Origin of the sequence: Clostridium boliviensis, assembly GCF_033342255.1 — a bacterium.
Classification (GTDB): domain Bacteria; phylum Bacillota; class Clostridia; order Lachnospirales; family Lachnospiraceae; genus Lacrimispora; species Lacrimispora boliviensis.
The window spans coordinates 33,047-54,146 of record NZ_JAWONS010000099.1 but is presented as its reverse complement, the minus strand read 5'-3'; the positions used below and the strand labels follow the sequence as shown (position 1 = coordinate 54,146).

The following is a 21,100-nucleotide window of genomic DNA, read 5'->3' as shown; positions in this document are numbered from 1 at the left end:
AAGACTCCAAAAACACGGATTCTGCATTGGCGTTTTTGGAGTCTTCTTCCTTAATTATACATGGAATTAATTTCATTCAGACGGCAGCATGTCACAAAATGCCCCGGGGACACCTCCTGCTGCTTCTGCTGCATGGAGCACTCCTCTTTCGCATAAGGACAACGGGCGGCAAAGCGGCATCCTGGTTTTGGATTAACCGGCGATGTGATTTCACCGCGCAAGATCTCACGCTTATTGGGTTTATCAATATCTGTAGAAGGAATTGCGGAAAGCAATGCTCTTGTATAAGGATGCAGCGGTTTCTGAAACAGTTCCTTAGACGGGCATTTTTCAACTACCTGTCCCAAATACATGACACAAATATCGTCGGAGATGTGTCGAACCACGGACATGTCGTGGGTAACAAACATATAGGTCAGTCCCTTTTCCTTCTGAAGCTTCTTTAAAAGGTTGAGAACCTGTGCCTGTATTGAAACATCAAGCGCAGATACCGGCTCATCACATACCACAAACTCAGGCTCTAATGCCAGTGCACGGGCAATTCCAACTCTCTGCCTGCGCCCGCCGTCAAGTTCATGAGGATATGCCTTCCTTAATCGTTCATCTATACCAACCAGATCCATTAGTTCCTGAGTCTTTTGTTCAATCTGGCTTTTTGAAAAACGCCTTGATACGATTAAGGGTTCCCGAATGGTACTGTCTATTGTTTTTCGGGGATCAAGAGAGGAATAAGGATCCTGGAAAATAATCTGCATTTTTTCACGGGCGTGCCGTAAATCTTTCCCCTTTAAATTGGTAACATCCGTTCCATTTAAAAAGATCTGTCCTTCCGTACTTTCATGAAGGTGAATAATCGTTCTTCCAAGGGTGGATTTTCCGCATCCCGACTCTCCTACAACACCAAGTGTACGCCCTTTTTCAATGGTAAATGTAACATCATCGACGGCATGCAGCATACCGCGAGGGGTAGTAAAATATTTTTTTAAATTCTTTACTTCAATAACCGGATTCATTTAATCCTCCCCCTTCATAACGGCTTCAATACGGCAGCAGCGGCAGTCGTGTCCATCCTGAGTCTTGAACATGCTGATTGTTTCCTTCCGGCATGCATCGGTTGCATATTTACACCGGGGAGAAAAGGAGCAGCCCTGAGGCAGATTGGTTGGATCAGGCGGAAGCCCGTCAATTGGGTGCAGCCACTCTTCCTCCTCATTCATATCAGGGATTGCCCCAAACAGGCCAATTGTATATGGATGAGAGGGGTGTCTGAAAATCTGTTCTTTCGTTCCATATTCAATGATGCTTCCTGCATATATGACTGCTACTGTATCACACACCTGTGCAACAACGCCCATGTCGTGTGTAATTAACAGCATGGCTGTATTATATTTGTTTCTTAGCTCTGCAATTAAATCAAGTACCTGAGCCTGAATCGTCACATCGAGAGCGGTTGTCGGTTCATCTGCCAGCAGAAGGTCGGGATTGCATGCCAGTGCAATGGCAATAACAACTCTTTGCTTCATACCACCGGAAAACTGGTGGGGATATGCATAATAACGTTCTGCAGGAATACCTACAATTTCAAGCATTTCCTTTGCTCTTTTTTCATGTTCTGCATGATTGTTGTTGTCACTATGCAGACTCACTACCTCTGCAATCTGATCCCCCACACGCAAAACCGGGTTTAACGCTGTCATGGGGTCCTGAAATATCATGGAAACCTTATTGCCGCGGATCTTTCTCATATCATTTTCCGACAGCTTCAAAAGGTTCTCCCCTTCCAGGTAAATCTCGCCATTGGCGATATGGCTTCCAACATCAGGTAAAATCCTCAGGATGGATTTTGCTATCGTGGTTTTACCTGCACCGGTCTCACCAACCAGCCCCAGGGTTTTTCCGCGCTCCAGTTGGAGGCTTACGTCATTTACGGCATGTACAATCTGTCCATCCGATTTATATTCCACCTTTAAGTCCTTTATAGAAAGGAACGGCATATCTGTATTGATTTCTTTCTGACGCACAGCTGTTCCTCCTTCCTTAATTCTTCAATTTGGGATCCAGAGCATCTCTTAAGCCGTCTCCCAGTAAATTCAATGCAAGTACTGTCACTGCAATCGCAAGCCCAGGGAAATAAACCAGATGAGGAGCCTCACGAATAAACTGGCGGGCTCCGGATAACATGGCACCCCATTCAGGAATAGGAGGCTGAACCCCCAGACCGATAAAGCTTAAACCAGCCGCAACCGTTATGGTCTGCGCCACTCCCATTGTAGCAGATACTATCATGGGGGAAATACAGTTTGGAAGCAAATGGCTTGTAATGATCCGGAATTTGCTGCAGTTAATGGACTGGGCTGCCTCAATATACTCGTTTTCCCTCTCCTTAAGCATCTGGGCACGCAGCATTCTTGCCATACCGGAAATACTTCCTATGGATAATGCGATAATTGTATTAAAATAACCAGGTCCCAGTACAGCAGAAATAACGATCATAAGAAGCATTCCTGGAATTGCCTGAATGATATCTAATAAGCGCATGACAATATTATCCACCTGGCCCCCGAAAAATCCGGCGATTGCACCAATGGTACAGCCAATTACGGAACCCATGGAAACAGCTATGATACCGATGGAAATGGAAAACCTGGCACCATATAGTACACGGCTGAATATATCTCTTCCCATATCATCACAGCCAAACAGATGGGATAATGATGGTTTGGCAAACATATTTGCCATGTCCATAAAAGAATAATCATAAGGTATAATATAAGGTGCCAGAATTGCCAGGATGATTTCAGTTGAAAGGATTAAAAGACCAAGCATTGCTGCTTTATTCTTACTCATCTGCTTCATGACAGCAGCAAATCCGCCCTGTTTTTTAGCATGTCCGGTTGTCTTAGGCATTTGCTTTCACCTTCCTTTTCTTCCTGCCTGACGCATACTGTGCTTTGATTCTCGGATCTACCAGTGCATAAAGTAAATCTACAATAAGCATACAGAAGCTGAATGTGATTGCAAGGAAAATGGAACCGCCCTGCACAATGGGATAATCACGGCTGTTTACAGCACCGATAATATAGGTACCCATACCTGGAATTGCGAAAATAGTTTCAATAATCATTGCTCCTCCAAGAAAATGGCCAAACATCGTTCCCATAACAGTTATAATCGGAATTAAACTGTTTTTTAAGGCATGTTTCATGATAACGTCCCGTTCCGGCACACCTTTTGAACGGGCAGTTGTAATATAATCGGCGCGGATTACATCTAACATGGCAGACCGGGTTTGTCTCGCACAGCTTGCAAGACCACCGGTACTTCCGGAAATAGCAGGCAGAATGTAAAATTTAATTCCGGCAAGCCCTGTTCCGATTCCCAGGGCAGGTAACCAGTTGAGTTTTACAGAAAACTGTATAACCAACAGCAATGCAAGCCAGAAATTAGGAATTGCCACACCAACCAGGGCAAGCACCATACATAAGGAGTCCTGCCATTTATTTTGCTTAATTGCGGCTATTACACCCAATGGAATTCCAATACCAACGGATATTAATAAGGTAGTAACGGTCAGCATCAATGTTCTGGGAAGGCGTTCCTTAATAGAACTGGTTATATCCACATTGGTCAGCCAGGATTTACCCAGGTCAAAATGGATAAAAACATCACTCATATACCGGCCGAGACGAAGCACAAGTGGATCCTCCAGTCCCAGTTCCAGGCGTTTTGCAGCAAGCTCTGTCTCCGTCGCCGAAGGACCAAGAATGATCTCCTCCGGCTTTCCTGGGCAAAAGGTCATCATAATGAAAACAAGAATTGCAACTCCCAGAACAATCGGTATCATCCAGATTAATCGTTTCAATACATATTTTAGCATATATTATTCTCCATTGAAGCTGACTGGTGCGCAGCCCTAACGTGCTCTGCGCACCTCAGCTTAGAATTAGTATAACACTGTTTTGCTTCTGATATTTTTAATAATTATTGAAGGTACTGGATGCCGGAGCAATATACCCCTGATACTCAAGCACTTCTTTTTCCAGACCTGTATCTTTTCTAATTACACAAATTGTCTGAGGATTAAACATTCCATAAGCAATGGCACTATCTTTTAAATAATTATGAACTGCATCAATGTTCTCTTCTGTATAACCGCTTGGTGTCCAGGTCTTATATAAAAGTTGTGCCAGAGTATTGTCATGGCGGCTTGTTGCGTCGCCGGTCTTATAAGCCGCCGGATCATACCTGATTGACCAGTGATCACTTAAGAATGTTCCGCCGATTGTATTAATTACGATGTCATACTGTGTACCATCAAGACGGATAGAAGTGTATAAAGCCATATCAACAAGTTTTAATTCGACCTTGATGCCGATTGCCATCATATAGCTCTGCAGCATCTGCGCCATTCTCTGTGTCATTGTATTGCTGGTTCCAAGAACGGTAATTGTTTCACCATTATAACCGGATTCCGCAACCAGCTGTTTTGCCTTTTCAACATTATAATTATAGTAATCTTCTTCCAGCCACTTCTGATTAAATCCGTTAAACATAGGCGGGCATACATCGTACATCGGTGTACCGTAACCCTGAAGAAGACCTGTAATCATACCATTTTCATCAATACTATAGCAGATTGCCTGACGAAGTTTCACATTGTCTGCAACCTCACTATTATCTGCACCTGAGAAGAAGATCTGATATCCCTGAGAACCATCTGCCAGTTCAACCGTATAATCTTTGTTGTCAACGAACTGTTTGGCAGAAGACGGATCTAAGGCAATTACCATATCCACAATACCGGTTTCCAGTGCAATTGCCATCTGGGAAGATTCTGTAATACAGTGATAGCTCAGTTTCTTAACATTTGGACGCACACACTTTGGCATATTGGCTTCATCCTGCCAATAGTCGCTTCTGCTTTCTAAAGTCAGGATTGAATTTGCCGTATATTCTGTGATCATGTAAGGTGATGTGGAAACCAGTGATGCACCGAATTCATCAGGACTTGATTCAAAAGCTTTTTTGGATATGGCGTATGTATCTCTTAAAAGAGATTCAAAGGTACCTACGATATTGGACTTCATCTTAACTGTCAATGTATAGTCGCCAGTCTGTTCCACACTCTCAACCTTTGCAAATACAGGTTTTAATGCCCGTTTCATGGATTCCTGCATAAACCACACAATATCAGATGCATCAATTTTATTTCCTGCAGAATCACTTACTCTGTCCCAGATTTCAATATTATAAGTAAACCCGTCATCATCCGTTTTCCATGATTTTGCTACCAGCGGCTCCATTTCCCGGATCTCATTTACAACTGCCAGGGATTCATAAAGCTGGGTCATAAATGGAGCATTTCTTAAGGTATTGCCCCGGAATGGGGTTAAACTTTCCACCAGTGATGAATAACCGATATCCAATACACCATCGCCACCTGTGGCTGCTGCCTGTGTATCACCGCTGCCTGCCGTTGTACTTTCGGATGCTGCACCGCTGCTTGCACTGCTTTCAGCCGTTTCTGACTTAGATCCCCCGCAGCCTGCCAGTGTAGAGGCTGCCATTGCTGCAACCAGGGCAATCGAGCAAAACTTCTTAAAACCTTTTTTCATAAAAAATTCCTCCTTCTCTGATGCCTTATTATATCAAGTGTTTTTTACACCTGTTATTAAAAAGATACCTCTGTCAGTTCTTTCCCAGTCTCTGAAACATATGCTCTTTATATGCCTCCACCCCTGGCTGGTCAAACGGGTTAACCCCCAGAATCTTTGCCGATAAATAACAGACAAACTCGTAGAAATAAAACAACTGGCCAAACGTCTCCTCGTCAACAGCCGGAACACTTAGTTTCACACAGGGAAACTTTTTACTGTGTGCTGTTATTGTCGCCTCAAATGCTGCCCTGTTAATTTCATCAAAATCCTTGCCATCTAAATAATCAAAGAGATCATCCACATGATCATTGTGCAGAACATAAGACGCACCCGTATTCTGAATATCTAAAAAGGTCTCAAAAATAATATTTGATCCATCCTGTAAAAACTGACCGACCGAATGCAGATCCTCAGAAAAATTGCCAAACAAAGGATATAACCCTTTATTGTCTTTTCCTTCACTCTCGCCGAACAGCTGCATCCACCACTTTGCGAAACGGAAGTAGCGAGGCTCGAAATAGGAAAGCATCTCCATGCCAAATCCCTTCTGATACAGCATATTTCTTATAACTGCATATTTTAATGCCATACTTTCAGAAGCGCTTTCCTCAAGCAGCTTCTGCCGCATACACTTTGCTCCTGCTGCTATTGCACCAATATTAATTCCAGCCACAGCCATAGGGAATAGTCCTACCGGGGAAAGAGCTGTAAACCGTCCTCCGATATTAAGGGGAAACGGAAGAAAGTGAAACCCGTTCACCTTGCAAAGCTTCTCCAGATGACTTCCTGCCGTGCCGGTACAGATCACACGCTTTGCATATTCATCCCCGTATTCTTTTTTCATAAAACTGCGAAGAGCACGAAATCCAATGCCTGGTTCCAGCGTTTCAAAATTTTTAGCGATTAAATTTATGTAAACACTTCTTCCTTCTAATTCCTGCAATACATTACGAATGCTGTTTGCAGAAATACTGTTGCCTGCCCATTTAATTGTAACCGGACCGGTCTCTCCAATCGCATCTACCACTGCACGTGCCGCCTGATTTGATCCGCCGATACCGATGACTACGAACACATCTGCATTCTTTCGTACATCAGCTGCTAATTCCTGATAGTAAGTGATCCACTTTTCACCTGCCCACTCATCTACATTGAGCCAGCCAAGGTTATCTTCATACTGCTTTTCCCCATACTTTACTTCATCAAGGTAAGGGGCGTATTCCTCCATCTTGCCTGTGATTTCCTCCGTCGTAAGCCATGAGGAACCGTCGATTAATTCCATACTTATTTCTTTCATACTTCACCTCTGATAAATGCAAAATCAATTAATTAATTAATTTAATTTATACATATCTTACTTTACTTCAGCGTTTTATTCAAGATGTGAATATTCATAAAAATTAATTATTTTTTTTGTGCATTTTTACAACAAACTTTTTTATTCGACATATTTTATTCTATAACCTTCTATGAAATAATTTCGATTCACTACCTCTTCTAGTTAACTTTGTCAGTCTGGTAAAATATGGAATATAACTGAAACAGTGCTTAAATCAATAAAAAAGACCATCGGAATGCTGCTAAAAGCAACAGGTCCGATGGTCTTTTTTAGATATTTTTAATTATGCATTCATAAATAATTCAATATCATCATCCACTTCTCCGATTCCTGCAATACCGAAGGTATCTACAAGCACCTTTGCAACATTAGGAGATAAAAATCCTGGTAATGTCGGTCCTAAGTGAATGTTCTTTACGCCAAGATGAAGAAGTGCAAGAAGCACGATAACGGCTTTCTGCTCATACCAGGCAATGTTATAAGCGATTGGAAGCTCATTGATATCAGCCAGTCCGAAGATTTCCTTTAACTTCATTGCAATTACTGCAAGAGAATAGGAATCGTTACACTGACCTGCATCAAGGACTCTCGGAATACCGCCGATATCGCCCAGATTCAGCTTATTGTATTTATATTTTGCACAGCCTGCTGTCAGGATTACGGTATCCTTTGGAAGCTTCTGCGCAAATTCTGTATAGTAGTTTCTTGATTTCGCTCTGCCGTCACAGCCTGCCATTACAAAGAATTTCTTGATGGCGCCGGATTTTACAGCATCAACTACCTGGTCAGCCAGTGCAAACACCTGATTATGTGCGAATCCACCTACGATAGAACCAGTTTCAATCTCTTCCGGACTGGGAAGTGTCTTTGCAAGCTCGATGATAGAGGAAAAATCTTTCTTTCCGTTTTCATCTGCTTCAATATGTGTGCATCCTGGGAACCCGGTAGCGCCTGTGGTAAAGATTTTAGCTGCTGCCTCAGGAGTTCTTGGAGGAACGATACAGTTGGTTGTGAAAAGAACCGGACCGTGGAAGGATTCAAACTCTTCTAACTGTTTCCACCATGCATTTCCGTAGTTTCCTGCGAAATGATCATACTTCTTGAATGCTGGATAGTAATGAGCTGGAAGCATCTCGCCGTGAGTATAAACATCTACGCCTGTTCCGGCAGTCTGCTCTAAAAGCTGTTCCATATCTGCTAAATCATGACCGGAAATTAAGATTGCAGGATTCTTTCTGACACCAATATTAACGGAAGTGATCTCTGGATTACCGTAACGGGAAGTATTGGCTTCATCAAGAAGAGCCATGGCTGTAACACCAACTTCTCCTGTCTGTAATGTTAAAGCAACCAGATCATCTGCAGAAAGGGTGTTATCAAGAGTTGCTGCCAGCCCTTTATACATAAATCCATAAATGTCGGTGTTTTCTTTTCCCAGATTAATTGCGTGTTCTACATAAGCAGCCATACCTTTTATGCCATAGATAATCAGCTCTCTTAAGGAACGTACATCCTCGTTTTCTGTGGCAAGTACGCCTACTGCAGCTGCCTTATCAAGCATTGACTCTCTGGTCGTCACGTGGAAAACGGCTGCATCGTTGCTGCCTGTGTAACCTTTCTTTGATGCCAGCTCATCTCTTAAGCCAAGTACTTTTAAAATCTGTGCTTCAATTGCTGCTGCGTCGAAGTTTGCATTGGTGATAGTAATAAAAAGGCTCTTTACTACCTCATGATTAATTTCAGCGATATCAGCCGCATTTGTTCCTGTCTTTACCACTACTTCTGAAATACCTTTCACCGCATAGATAAGCAGATCCTGTAGTTTAGCAACCTCTTCCGTCTTGCCGCATACCCCTTTCACTGTACATCCTGTGTTCTTAGCTGTCTCCTGACACTGATAGCAAAACATGCTCATATTCCTTACCTCCTAAAGTAAATTTATACACACCCCATTGGGAGTTTGTGCGCGTTTTAATATTGTGTTACTGCCCTGTTGCTCATTAAGAATATCATTGAATCTGATTTATGTCTGTTGTTATTACAACACAACAACATCTATTTTATTTTTTTGATTTTTAACACGGATGGACAAAGCTGCCAGCACTTTGAATAGACCATTCTTCTTGTGTCCTTGCAAACTCCGGACTTCCGGCCCAGGCATTTAATACCGGGCCATCTTATTTGCTTATTTGATTTTTTCTCTTCTTTTTTCTTTTTTACTCATAAGATTGTAATATACCGGAAGCATAAGAAGGCTTAAAACTGTGGAAGCAGTCAGTCCACCAATATTGACAACCGCAAGACCCTGCATCATTTTACCGGAATGTCCTAATGCAAGCGCCATTGGGATCATAGAAAGTACAGTGGTTAAGGTGGTCATCAAAATCGGCCTAAGTCTGGTTGCTCCAGCTTCAATCATTGCATCCTCCTGAGACATACTGCCTTTATACTGATTAACCGTATCCACATAAAGAATACCGCTGTTAACAACAGTACCGATTAACATTAAAAATCCAAGCATTGCAACCATACTCAAATCACTTCCTGTAAAAAACATCAATCCAAAGGCACCAATTAAACTGAACGGAATGGTTGTCATGACCATAAAAGAAAATCTTGGTGATTCAAACTGAGCTGCCATTACTACAAATACCAGAAAGACTGCCAGCATAATTGCAGATAAAAGAGAGGTAAGTTCCTCAGTTGTCTGATCATCAATGGAACTGGTACCTAAGCTTACGAGGGGGGTCAAATTTGGTGTGACAATCTCTTTATTAATAATGGTTTTTGTATTTTTACTTGCTGATGAAGTATAATCTGCGCTGATTGTTACCATATATTCTTTATCTTCTCTGGTGATACTTGCCGGACTGTCCTGAAAGCTTATGTCTGCTACATCATTTACAGCAGCAAAACCGCCATTGGGAAGGGATAAGGTCATATTCCGTATCTGATCAACTGACTTAAATTCATCTTCTGGATATTGAACTTTTACATCCACGTCATCACTGTCTACTTCTATCGTTTTTGCAGTCACCCCATTAATAGCCTGGTAAACACTATGACCAATGGAGGAAGGGGTGATTCCCTTTGCTTTCGCCTTAATCGAATCCACCGCAACTTCCACAACTGGGGCCGCGTTTTCAAGAGTAGAATGAACCCGGGTAAGTTCAGGTCTTTCCATTAATTCTGATACAATCTCACCTGATGTGTTCTTTAACTGATTATAGTCTGTACTTTTCAGAATCAATTGGTAAGAATCGGAAGAGCTAATCATATTGGCATAGGAATTTTCTTTCACAGTTATTTTGCAATCCGTTACCAGACTGAGCTTTTGTTTAAAAATATCCACCGCCTGACTGGTAGGTATCTTTCTGTTTTCTTTCAGATATACAATTATTGATGAGGAAGTTCCTGCACTGACACCGCTGCCTCCATAACTGGTTATATAAGATTCCATTTCCGAATAATCAGAAAACGAGTCTTCTACTTTTTTCAGTAATTCGTCTGCATCTTTTGTCTTAAGTCCGGGAGCCATATCCACTGTTATTGCAATCTGCCCCTGATCATCTGCTGTGATCAGGCTTACATTAAGCTGCCCTGCCATAAGAAAAGAAATTACAAGAAGAAGGATTGATACAGCCATGACCGTCTTTTTCTTAGGAAGAATATGATGCATTACTTTTCTATATCCATTTTGAAGCTTTTGAATCGGAGCTGCTAATATTGCTGAGGTCTCTTCCGGCTTATACATCAAATAGCATAAAGGTACCACCGTGATTGCTGATATTAAGGAAGCACCCATACAGAATACGATGGTGAATCCCAGAGGCTTAAACATCTGTCCTGCCATACCGTTTAAGAAAGCAAGGGGTAGAAATACCACACAGGTAGTCAAGGTAGATCCTAAAACAGAAGCAGAAACAATTCCAGTACCCTTTAAGGCATCCTGAAAATAATCGATGAAATTTCTTTTATCCTGAGCAGTTACTCTGAAACAGCTTTCCATCACCACAATCGAGTTATCTACCATCATTCCGACACCCATGGACAAAGCTGCCAAAGTCAGCATATTCAACGAAAAATCCATAAATTTCATCATAATAAGCGCAGTTAATATGGATACAGGTATAGAACTTCCCACAATGAAGGACGCCTTTAAATCACCAAAGAAAAGCCAGATAACTAACATAGAAATTACTATAGCGAGAATAACGATTTCTGCGATAGATATCAAAGAAGCCATAATATCCTTTGAGCTGTCATTGACAATCTGAATGTCTAATCCAGGCTTTGCTGTTTCAAGTGCTTTAATCGACTTATTTACTTCTTTTGAAAGCTCTGCCGCAGTGGAGCTTTGCTGCTTGCTGATGGAAAGAGAGACAGTACTCTCCCCATTATAATGAGCAATGCTTCCTTCTTTATCACCTGTTTCATAGATATCCGCTATATCTCCAAGATAAACAATATTATTACCAGATACCGTCAGCGGTATATTCTGCAGGGAATCCTCTGTATCAAACTTCAGTCTTGAGGATATTGATGCTTTTTTTCTTCCCACTTCAATTGTTCCGCCAGGCATCTTTACATCAGATGCAGAGATGTCATTTGCTATGGAGGACATAGTTAACTTATACTGCTGCATCTTTTCCAGGCTCAGTTCTACTTTAATGTAATCTCCACTGCCTCCAGCTACAGAAACTTCGGCTACATTGGATAATTTTTCAAACTCAGGTACAATTTCCTGTTTTACATAATCATACTGATTTGTATTTTCTGCCTCTGTTACTACCAGTTTTATATCTGCAGAAGATCCAGTATCCAGTTCCATTACAATTGGTGTTTTCGCTTCTCCCGGAAGATCTGATGATACTTCGTCAATTTTCTTTTTCAGATCATCATAGGCCTTATCCAAATCTGTTCCGTATTCATACTGCAAAGTTACAGTTGAACGGTTTTCTGAAGATTTTGAAGTTACTTTTTTTATGCCGCTGAGTGCACCAACTGAGTTTTCAATCTTTTTACTGATTAATTCATCTACATCCTTTGGCTGTGCTCCGGGGTATGGGGTCACGACCATAAGCATGGGCATACTCATCTCCGGGGTCAGTTCCTGCCTGGAGCTGAGTACAGAAGAAGCACCAAATACCACCAGACATAGAAGACACATAATAACGGTAACCGGCCGTCTTAAGACGATTTTTGTTAATTGATTCATGCCTTTTATTCTCCTTTTATTTCTTCTCCTGAATTCATTATCAACGCTTTTGCTCCTTCATAAAGCTCAGGACTCCAGGTGGTAATGACATCCATATTTTTCTGTATTCCTTCCTTTACCTCCATGCGGCTTGAATCGTAGATACCAGCTTCGACAAAAATTTTATGTACAGTACCGTTGTCATAAGTATACACATATGGTTTACTGTTCTCATAGTAAACGGAATCTACGGGTACTGTAATCACCTGGTCTGCCCTCTCAGAGCACAAAGACAACTTGACACTGGTTCCGGCAGATAATTCGTTTGCGTCTGCAAGCTGTATTTTAATATTAAACAAACCGGTCTTATCATCTGCCATACCGCTTATTTCTGAAATAGTTCCCTGTAGATTGTTTCTGTCTTCCTCAACAATAACTAGATCACCAGGCTTTACCGAGCGTTGCAATTTCTCTGTCAGGCTTGTAGAGATGATTTTATTGCCCTCTCCGGATATGACAAAGATCTGATCGCTGGTGGAAACCTTATCAAATTGTTCAATACTGCAGCTTTCTATCGTTCCACTGATGGGAGACTTTATATTACTGTAAGAAACCTGGTTTTCGTACTCCTCCTTCGCCTGTTTATATGCAATCTCCGACTTTTTTGCTGAATTTACGTATCCCTGATAATCCTGTTCCGAGACAGCACCGCTTTGATAAAGCACTGACATACGACCCAGGGTATCATGAGCTTCTTTATAAGTAACTTTTGCATTGTCCATGGTATTCTTTGCATTCTGTACTTTGTTTGTATCAATTACACACAGAAGCTGTCCCTGCTGCACCATATCGCCTGCTTTTGCAGCTACCTGGGTAACTGTTCCTGATGCTTCAGGGGAGATTCTGACTACAGTCTCAGGTACTATAGTTCCAATCAGACTGGTGTACAACTCAATTGTGTCAACCTCCGGATTAACGGTTTCCACAACAGGCAGAGTATCTGTCTTGACTGGAACCTTCATTCCATTAATCCGAACGAATATCACAGCAATCAATATCACTGCGATTACTCCAGGTAATAGTACTTTCTTTTTCATTTTCTGCTCCTTAAAAATTGATTTTTATATGATCCTGTTTTATATCGATACCTGACATTGTAATCAGCTTTTGTAAACTAAACGTAAACTAAATTAAAAACAGCAAAAAAGAGGTATTTACACGATTTGACATCAATGTAAAGCCTCTTTCCTTTTATTTGTTATTATTTTAATTTATAATACAACTGTGAATGTGCTTCCTTTTCCGGGAACACTGGTTACAATGATTTCCCCCTTGCACAAATCTACAACACGCTTAACGATAGAAAGTCCAAGTCCAAACCCTGCGGTAGCATGAGAAGAATCTTCCTGATAGTATTTATTAAATATAAGCCTGGTAGTTTCTTCATTCATACCGATTCCTGTATCCGATATCTGAATGGTGATCTGATTTCCGGTAGAAATTAATTTAATAGTAATCTCCCCGCCAGTGGGAGTAAATTTAATCGCATTACTAATGAGATTCATCCATACCTGATGCAGTAATTCTGCGCTTCCATAATATGTTACGGGTGCCAGCTCCATATTTAATTTGATTTGTTTCTTTTCTATTTGCCGGAATAATAAAATTGCACATTTTTTAATCTGCTCATCTAATTCAAATTTCTTTTTATCCGTCAAAATCTCCTGTGCATCCAGCTTTGAAAGTAGCAGTGTATTTTGAGAAAGTGATGCCAGCCGCTGGGATTCTTCCAAAATAATCTGTAGATATTGTTTTCTATCCTCTTCATTTATATTTTCTTCTAATAACAGTTCCGCGAAACCATGAATGGAAGTTATGGGGGTTTTAAATTCATGGGAGAAATCATTCATGAAATTCTTCATTTCACTTTTTGTATTCTTCAACTCCCGTACCATACGGTTAAAATTCTCGTACATTTCTTTATATTCACCGGAATTATTTAAATCTAATTCAACATCCAGGTCACCTTCCGTCACACTGGTAATTCCAGCCATAATTTTTTTCATCCGAAGTTTCAGAACACTTATTATTTTAAGTAAGGCTGCTCCTGCAATAATACCCATGCAAGGCATCATGGCAAGCATGTAAATCGCATCATTCCCATTCATATCCAATTCCAGATACGCAATAAGTCCGAAAGCCATGACAGAACTAATCAGTATTAAAATATAAAACCACACAGCCCAATGAATTGCAAGTGACCTTTTCTTATTAAATTTTCCTGTAATTTTTATCTGCCTCTCTTTCCTGTAACTATTTTTCATAGATCTCCGCTTTATACCCCAGACCCCTGATTGTAATAATCTCAAACTCCGTACAGTCTGCAAATTTGTTCCTCAACCTGTTTATATGGGTCTTTATCGTTGTTTCGTCGCTATTGGTATCATACCCCCATATTTCATCAAGAAGCTGGGATTTCGTAAAAATCATACCAGGATAGGAAAGTAATTTAAAAAGAAGATCAAATTCCTTCTTGGCCAGCTCAGTAATTGTTCCTTCTTTTCTTACAGTATAAGCGGCTGAATCAAGAGTAATATCTCCTATTATAATTTTTCTTTGACTGACTATATTTGCCCTTCTTAAAAGTGCTTTTATACGCCATAGAAGCTCCTCATAATCAATCGGCTTTATCATATAATCATCGGTACCGGAAGCAAATCCAGTTCTTTTGTCATCAAACGTATGCATGGCCGTCAACATAATAACCGGTATTTGAATGCCTGATTCCCGCATTTCCTTTACCATATCATAACCATTCATGACAGGCATTTGTATATCTGCAATAATAAGATCAATATGCATCTGGTCCAGGAGTTTCAACGCTTCTTCCCCATTTTCCGCCTCTGTCACTGTATAATACGGTTTCAATCTGGCGCAGGTTAACAGTCTTGTATGTTTATCATCTTCAACAACCAGAATTGTTGCCATATAACACCTCCAAATTTGATTTATAAAAAGTTTCTTTATCTCCCTATTTTTTATCCCTCTCTTTTTTATATAGGAAGAAGGAATAAAAAAATGGAATAACAACAATTAAAACCGTTATGATAAAAATAAGGGAAACTCCATGTAAAACAGCATTCACTTGTAAATATCCGCTTACTAAGATCACGAAACCTCCGGCCACCATCATATGACCGGCTATCCGGTTTGTTTTATTCCAGTTATCGGAATCATGAAAGGTCCATGGTATTCTCACTCCCATCATATAATTTCTTTTACTTTTAGGTAAGTAATTTCCTATTACGATAAACACGATGCCTACAATGGAGAATGTTAATGAGGTTATTGGAATTTTAATACCAATTGACATAAACAGGGTGGCAGGTATCAGAATCAGGGAAGTAAGAGGAATCAGCCAGTTAACGATCGCGCGGAGTGCCTTCGGCTGTCCCTCCCGTCTGGGATCATAGAGCAGACTGATATTTGTAAATAAATTTATCAGCAGGAATACAAAAGGCATACCAAATGCAGCCATGGCTTTTGGGAGATATCCGTCAATCTCACCTGCGCTGTTCCAGTGTACCGCGATTTGCTCCGGCAGTCTCTTATAGAGGATTAAAGAGAGAATCTCCGGCAGCATACACAAAACTGAGGTTAAAATAATTGTTCGTTTATTCTTCATCATTATCTTCCTTTCCCTTAAATTGAGAAAACCATAGCATAAGCTCCTCAAAAACAGATGTATTAAGTTCATAATAAACAAAATTTTTATGCTTTGATTCAAATACCAGGTCTGCCTTCTTTAACTGTGCCAGGTGGTATGATATTGTGGCATTTGTCATATCAAATTTATCTGCAATCTGTCCGGCAGATAAACGGCCGCTTCTCAGCATCAGCAGGATTTCCCGCCTGACTGGATCTGAGAGAGCCTTAAACGTATCTGGGAATCCCAATTTTCTCCTCCTTATCTATTTAGATGTTTTTCTAAATAGATTTTACTCCCTCCATGAATTTCTGTCAAGAGTATCTGTGCTTAAACTTTCTGGCATTTTATTACAAATAGGGCCATGCTGAAAGCAAAACACCTCCAGCATAGCCCTGTTCTTAAATTTCTATATCAGTTAAATCTCCCCCATTGGTTTGGATTACTTTTTTGTACCAGTAGAATGATTTTTTTCTGACCCGCTTCATTGTCCCATTACCCTGGTCATCTTTATCCACATAGATAAAGCCATACCGTTTTTTCATTTCTCCTGTACCCGAACTTACGATATCAAGAGCCGACCAGACTGTATATCCTATGAGATCCACCTTGTCTTCAATGGCCCTTTCCATTTCAGTTATGTGTTGTCTTAAATAGTTAATCCTGTAATCGTCATGGATACAGCCGTTATCATCCGGCTCATCCACCGCACCAAGTCCGTTCTCAACTATAAAAATCGGAATCCCGTAACGGTCCTGAATCTTATTGAGCGTATACCTTAGACCTTTCGGATCAATCTGCCAGCCCCACTGGCTTGTCTCCAAGTAGGGATTTTTCACTCCACCCAGCAGATTACCAAGTGTAGTGGCATGACCTTCCTCAGTTGTCACACAATTACTCATATAATATGAAAACGAGTAAAAGTCAACGCAGCCATTTCGTAACACAGCCTCATCCTCTGGCTCAACAGTCAGATCAATCTGGTTTTTCTCCAGATAACGCAGTACATAACCGGGGTAACTCCCTTTGATCTGAACATCGGCGCAGAAATCATTGATTAAATGGTCAAGCTCCTGCATAAGAAGCATATCTTCCGGTCTGGAAGTCAAAGGATACATGGTGATATGGGCAAGCATGCAGCCCACTTTAAATTCCGGGTTGATCTCCTTTGCGGCAGCCACTGCTCTTGCACTGGCAAGGAATACGTGATGCAGCGCCTGAAAACGGAGATTTCTGTCATCTAACGGATTTGCCACCTCATCGTCTTCCCTGTTAATGATGCCAAGTACTTCAAGATTCCCCATGGGCATGGTAGCAAAATTAATCTCGTTAAAAGTCAGCCAGTACTTAACTTTATCCTTATACCGTTCCATCACGCACCTTACATAGCGTTCAAAAAAGCCAGTCACCCTCCGGTCGGAAAATCCTTTATAGGCTTTCACCAGATGATACGGTATCTCAAAATGGCTCAGTGTCACCATTGGTTCAATTCCATATCTGCGGCATTCGTCAAAAACCCGGTCATAGAATTGTAATCCTTCCTCATTGGGAATTTCATCATCTCCATGGGGAAAAATTCTGCTCCAGGCGATAGACAGGCGGAATACCTTAAACCCCATTTCTGCAAATAATGCAATATCTTCTTTGTAGCAGTGGTAGAAATCAACTGCGGTATGGCTGGGATAACTCTCCCCCTCAATAATTCCGGAAGTAAAAACTCTGTTTTTATTAAGGGATCCTGCCGTTAAATGATCACAGATGCTTTCTTTTTTCCCATCAGCTTTCCAGGCTCCCTCACACTGGTTGGCTGCAACAGCGCCGCCCCATAAAAAATTATCTGGAAACAATTTCATTCCTCCTGTCTGTTATAATATGGTGATTAAGTCATCACCGCAATGAACGGTTGAACCGCTTTCCATCATTGCGATAATATCCATATAATCATTGGTATTGGTCACGATAACCGGGGTATCAAGAGAATATCCTTCTTTTTCAATTGCATCTATATCAAAAGTAATAAGAAGATCTCCTTTTTTAACCTTGTCTCCTTCTTTTACATGTGCTTCAAAATATTTACCGTCTAAACGAACCGTGTCCATCCCTATGTGAATGATCACTTCACAGCCCTGATCAGACATAAACCCTATGGCATGCTTTGTGGGAAACAGCATCATAACCGTGCCGTTAAACGGCGCTGTTACTTTTCCTTCTGAAGGTGTAACTGCAATTCCTTTTCCAAGAGTTTCATTGGAAAATGCAGAATCATTGATCTGACTAAGGGGTTTAACCTTGCCGGACAACGGTGAAGCGATGACTTCTTTTTTACATTTTTCAGAAACAATTTCCTCCCCTTTGGTCTGAGAAGGCTCTTCATCTTTAAAAGTTATAAAGGAAACGACAAAACCAATCACCAGCGAGATACCTGCAGCAATCACTGCTCTCACCAGACTAACTCCCGGCTGGGCCGGATCAAGAAGTGCCGGGATCTCAAACAGTCCCATACCAGCCATTGTGTGATACTTTAATCCTAAAGCTGCTGTTGCCGCACCAGCGACAGCTCCGCAGAGACAGGAAATAACGAAGTGCTTCATCCTTGGAAGTAAAATTCCGTAAATAGCCGGCTCTGTTACGCCGAAAAAGCCTGAAATCCATGCAGGAAGAGCGATCTGCTTTAAACTCTTATCCTTTGTTTTCAGCCACATGGCTAAAACCATACCAGTAGTTGTAAAAGTAACAAAAGTGGTAAATGCCAGAATCGGATCCGGAGTCCCTGATATAATATTTGTAATGCACAACACAACCAGGACAATATGAACACCAAATACAATCATTACCTGCCAGAATCCACCTACTAAAAATCCGGCTGCTATAGGGCTTATCTTGTATACAGATAATACTGCCTGGGAAATGCCATTAGACAGCATATTGGCAAGAGGTCCAATTACCACGTAGCCAAGGGGAACGGATATTAACAGCACCAGCATTGGCGTGATAAAGGTTTTCACCATATCGGGTATTACCCGGTTGAAAAATTTCTCCAAAGGTTTTGCTATGGCTACGATTAAAATAACAGGAAGCAATGTGGACGTATAAGTTGCATTAATTACATGACCAAACAGAGGTACATCCACTCCATTAATGGTCGGATAACACAGTGCTGCTCCTATAATCAGACCCAGGAACGGATTCATCTCTATTTTCTTTGCGGTGTTGTAACCGATAACAACCGGGAAGAAATAAAAAATAGAATCTCCGATTGCATTGAGCAGAATATAAATTCCGTCTTCATTAGAATAAAGTCCCAGGTACGAAAGAATGGAGTTAAGTCCCTTTAACATACCGCAGGCACAGAGGATGCCGATTGCCGGCATCATAATCCCGGAGATAAGATCCAGTGATTTTTCCCTGAAACTCATCTTCTTTTGTCCCCCTTCTTTCTCTGATGAGATATTTGCAATTCTGCACACATCAGCAAATACCTGTGGAACATGGTTTCCGATAACTACCTGATACTGCCCGGAACTGCGCATAACTGTTATGATACCTTCTGTCTGCTTAAGCGCCTCATCATCTGCAAGACTTTCATCCTTTAATTGAAAGCGCAGACGGGTTACACAGTGTACAAGGCTTAAAATGTTGTCCTTGCCGCCGACTTTTTTGATAATGTCTTTTGCCAACAGGTCATATTTTCCCATTGTTAAATCCTCCATCTTTCTTTTTTATTTGAAATATGAAAGTTTAGCCAACCTAATGTAACCATCTTGTCATAAAACAGTCTTATAAACAACTCGTTCAATATGAAGCGTTAAATACAGCTTTTCATCATTGGATACCTGGTAGTTATATTTCTTTTTAAGAAACTCACAGATCTTTTCCGCACACTCAAAAGCATTCACATATTTTTTCTTAATGATTATAAGAAGATCATCCTGCTCATCATCAAGATAGGTTTTTCCTTCTAACATTCTCTGGGCGAAAAATTTCAGATGAGTGATAAAACGGTAATAATACAATGAGTCTTCGTTAAAAAACAAGTGGAAATTATAGGAAACAATACTTGTGATCTCAGCGATCAGCTCAGCAACCTGATGGATCTCCTCTGCCCCTTTTCTTGTCACGGCCTCCACAAAATGAATTGCAATAAAACCAGCTTCATCTTCCGGCAGACGGATGGAAAAACGTTTTTCTATCATATCCAGAGCCTTTAAACCAATCTCAAATTCTTTCTTATAAAACTTCTTTATATCCCAGAGAATGGCATTTTTTATCCCGATCCCTTCCTGAAACCGTTTTACTGCAGAATAAATATGATCAATTAAGGATAGATGAATGATATCGTTTAAATCCACCTCTAAAACCTTTGAAGCATATTCAATAATCTCTTCTCCAAGCTCCACATAATCAATTGGTATGCTGGCAACCAGTTCCTGAAACCGATTGTTAATCAGTGGGTCGGACAAAACAAAAATCTTATCAATCCTGCTTTCATCAAGTTCATCTCCATTCTTCTTTTTAAACGCAAGGCCACAGCCCATGACAACCTTCTCCACCCCGTTTTCATCTTTAATAACTACAGCATTGTTATTAAAAATTTTATAAATTATCATGTTTCTCACCCCTGTCCACTGGTATAAATGACCCTCAAGTTCCTGTTTTTGGCGAAAAAAAACCTGTTTATTATGTTATTATGACCTGAAATGCCATAATTACATAATAAACAGGTATAGCTTGCAAACGCAATCACCATCCACTTGACTACAGTATAATACAAAAAAAATATTAAATCAATATAAATTATTTTTTGTGTTTTACATGAATGAGAGCATTTTCCATAATTTCAAAAACATGTTCATCATCCAGAGAATAATAAACAAATTTGCCCTCTTTTCTTGACTTTACCTGACCCGAGGCTTTAAGCAGCTTTAATTGATGGGATATCGCAGATTTGGTCATATTTAAAATAACTGCCAGATCATTGACACATAATTCACTTTTTGATAATGCATACATAATTTTTATTCTGGTATCATCACTGATTAATTTAAAGAATGCAGAGAGAAGAGAAAAGCAGCTGTTATCTTCCATCTCTGATTTCACTTTTTCTGCCAATTCCTCATTAACCGCCTGACAATCGCATTTATTTACTGATTCTCCCATACCGTATCATTCCCTGTATCCCTTCTGGTTTCACTGTAGTAATT

At 40.6% G+C, this 21,100-nt stretch carries 17 protein-coding genes; all 17 read right to left on the bottom strand.

Annotated features, from left to right (window positions below; all coding sequences use genetic code 11):
- Window positions 1–50: 50 nt before the first annotated feature.
- The 17 genes from RZO55_RS03930 to RZO55_RS03850 all read right to left on the bottom strand — a co-directional run bounded on the left by RZO55_RS03930 (window position 51) and on the right by RZO55_RS03850 (window position 21,056).
- Entirely contained in the window at window positions 51–1,013 is a 963-nt protein-coding gene (locus tag RZO55_RS03930; protein ID WP_318062984.1) for an ABC transporter ATP-binding protein, read from the bottom strand.
- Entirely contained in the window at window positions 1,014–2,006 is a 993-nt protein-coding gene (locus RZO55_RS03925; protein WP_500683303.1) for an ABC transporter ATP-binding protein, read from the bottom strand.
- 31 nt (window positions 2,007–2,037) lie between these two features.
- Window positions 2,038–2,907: an ABC transporter permease gene (locus tag RZO55_RS03920; protein WP_318062983.1), complete on the bottom strand. Its 870-nt coding sequence runs from the start codon at window positions 2,905–2,907 to the stop codon at window positions 2,038–2,040.
- On the bottom strand, window positions 2,900–3,877 hold the full coding sequence (locus tag RZO55_RS03915; RefSeq protein WP_318062982.1) for an ABC transporter permease: 978 nt from the start codon (window positions 3,875–3,877) through the stop codon (window positions 2,900–2,902). Before RZO55_RS03915 ends, RZO55_RS03920 begins: the two co-directional genes overlap by 8 nt.
- A gap of 97 nt (window positions 3,878–3,974) precedes the next feature.
- A complete protein-coding gene (locus RZO55_RS03910; protein WP_318062981.1) occupies window positions 3,975–5,615 on the bottom strand; it encodes an ABC transporter substrate-binding protein in 1,641 nt (546 codons plus the stop codon).
- A gap of 73 nt (window positions 5,616–5,688) precedes the next feature.
- Window positions 5,689–6,954 (bottom strand): phosphoglucose isomerase-related protein, encoded by a 1,266-nt coding sequence (locus RZO55_RS03905; RefSeq protein WP_318062980.1) that lies wholly within the window; start codon window positions 6,952–6,954, stop codon window positions 5,689–5,691.
- A gap of 325 nt (window positions 6,955–7,279) precedes the next feature.
- Window positions 7,280–8,911 (bottom strand): hydroxylamine reductase, encoded by a 1,632-nt coding sequence (gene hcp / locus RZO55_RS03900; RefSeq protein WP_318062979.1) that lies wholly within the window; start codon window positions 8,909–8,911, stop codon window positions 7,280–7,282.
- A gap of 270 nt (window positions 8,912–9,181) precedes the next feature.
- Window positions 9,182–12,214 (bottom strand): efflux RND transporter permease subunit, encoded by a 3,033-nt coding sequence (locus RZO55_RS03895; RefSeq protein ID WP_318062978.1) that lies wholly within the window; start codon window positions 12,212–12,214, stop codon window positions 9,182–9,184.
- 5 nt (window positions 12,215–12,219) lie between these two features.
- Window positions 12,220–13,290 carry an efflux RND transporter periplasmic adaptor subunit gene (locus RZO55_RS03890; RefSeq protein WP_318062977.1) on the bottom strand — a complete coding sequence of 357 codons (1,071 nt, stop codon included), beginning with the start codon at window positions 13,288–13,290 and terminating at the stop codon, window positions 12,220–12,222.
- Window positions 13,291–13,464: 174 nt separating this feature from the next.
- A complete protein-coding gene (locus RZO55_RS03885; protein ID WP_318062976.1) occupies window positions 13,465–14,517 on the bottom strand; it encodes a sensor histidine kinase in 1,053 nt (350 codons plus the stop codon).
- Complete coding sequence (locus RZO55_RS03880; RefSeq protein WP_318062975.1) at window positions 14,507–15,181, bottom strand: response regulator transcription factor; 675 nt, start codon at window positions 15,179–15,181, stop codon at window positions 14,507–14,509. The genes RZO55_RS03885 and RZO55_RS03880 overlap by 11 nt, the downstream gene beginning before the upstream one ends.
- A gap of 43 nt (window positions 15,182–15,224) precedes the next feature.
- Entirely contained in the window at window positions 15,225–15,881 is a 657-nt protein-coding gene (locus tag RZO55_RS03875; protein WP_318062974.1) for an SdpI family protein, read from the bottom strand.
- On the bottom strand, window positions 15,868–16,149 hold the full coding sequence (locus RZO55_RS03870) for an autorepressor SdpR family transcription factor (RefSeq protein WP_318062973.1): 282 nt from the start codon (window positions 16,147–16,149) through the stop codon (window positions 15,868–15,870). The genes RZO55_RS03875 and RZO55_RS03870 overlap by 14 nt, the downstream gene beginning before the upstream one ends.
- A gap of 151 nt (window positions 16,150–16,300) precedes the next feature.
- Window positions 16,301–17,752 (bottom strand): glycoside hydrolase family 1 protein, encoded by a 1,452-nt coding sequence (locus tag RZO55_RS03865; protein WP_318062972.1) that lies wholly within the window; start codon window positions 17,750–17,752, stop codon window positions 16,301–16,303.
- A gap of 12 nt (window positions 17,753–17,764) precedes the next feature.
- Window positions 17,765–19,594 carry a beta-glucoside-specific PTS transporter subunit IIABC gene (locus RZO55_RS03860; RefSeq protein WP_318062971.1) on the bottom strand — a complete coding sequence of 610 codons (1,830 nt, stop codon included), beginning with the start codon at window positions 19,592–19,594 and terminating at the stop codon, window positions 17,765–17,767.
- 69 nt (window positions 19,595–19,663) lie between these two features.
- Window positions 19,664–20,506: a BglG family transcription antiterminator LicT gene (licT, locus tag RZO55_RS03855; protein ID WP_318062970.1), complete on the bottom strand. Its 843-nt coding sequence runs from the start codon at window positions 20,504–20,506 to the stop codon at window positions 19,664–19,666.
- 187 nt (window positions 20,507–20,693) lie between these two features.
- The gene (locus RZO55_RS03850) at window positions 20,694–21,056 is read right to left on the bottom strand and encodes an ArsR/SmtB family transcription factor (protein WP_318062969.1); all 363 of its coding nucleotides are present in this window, start codon (window positions 21,054–21,056) and stop codon (window positions 20,694–20,696) included.
- Window positions 21,057–21,100: the final 44 nt, after the last annotated feature.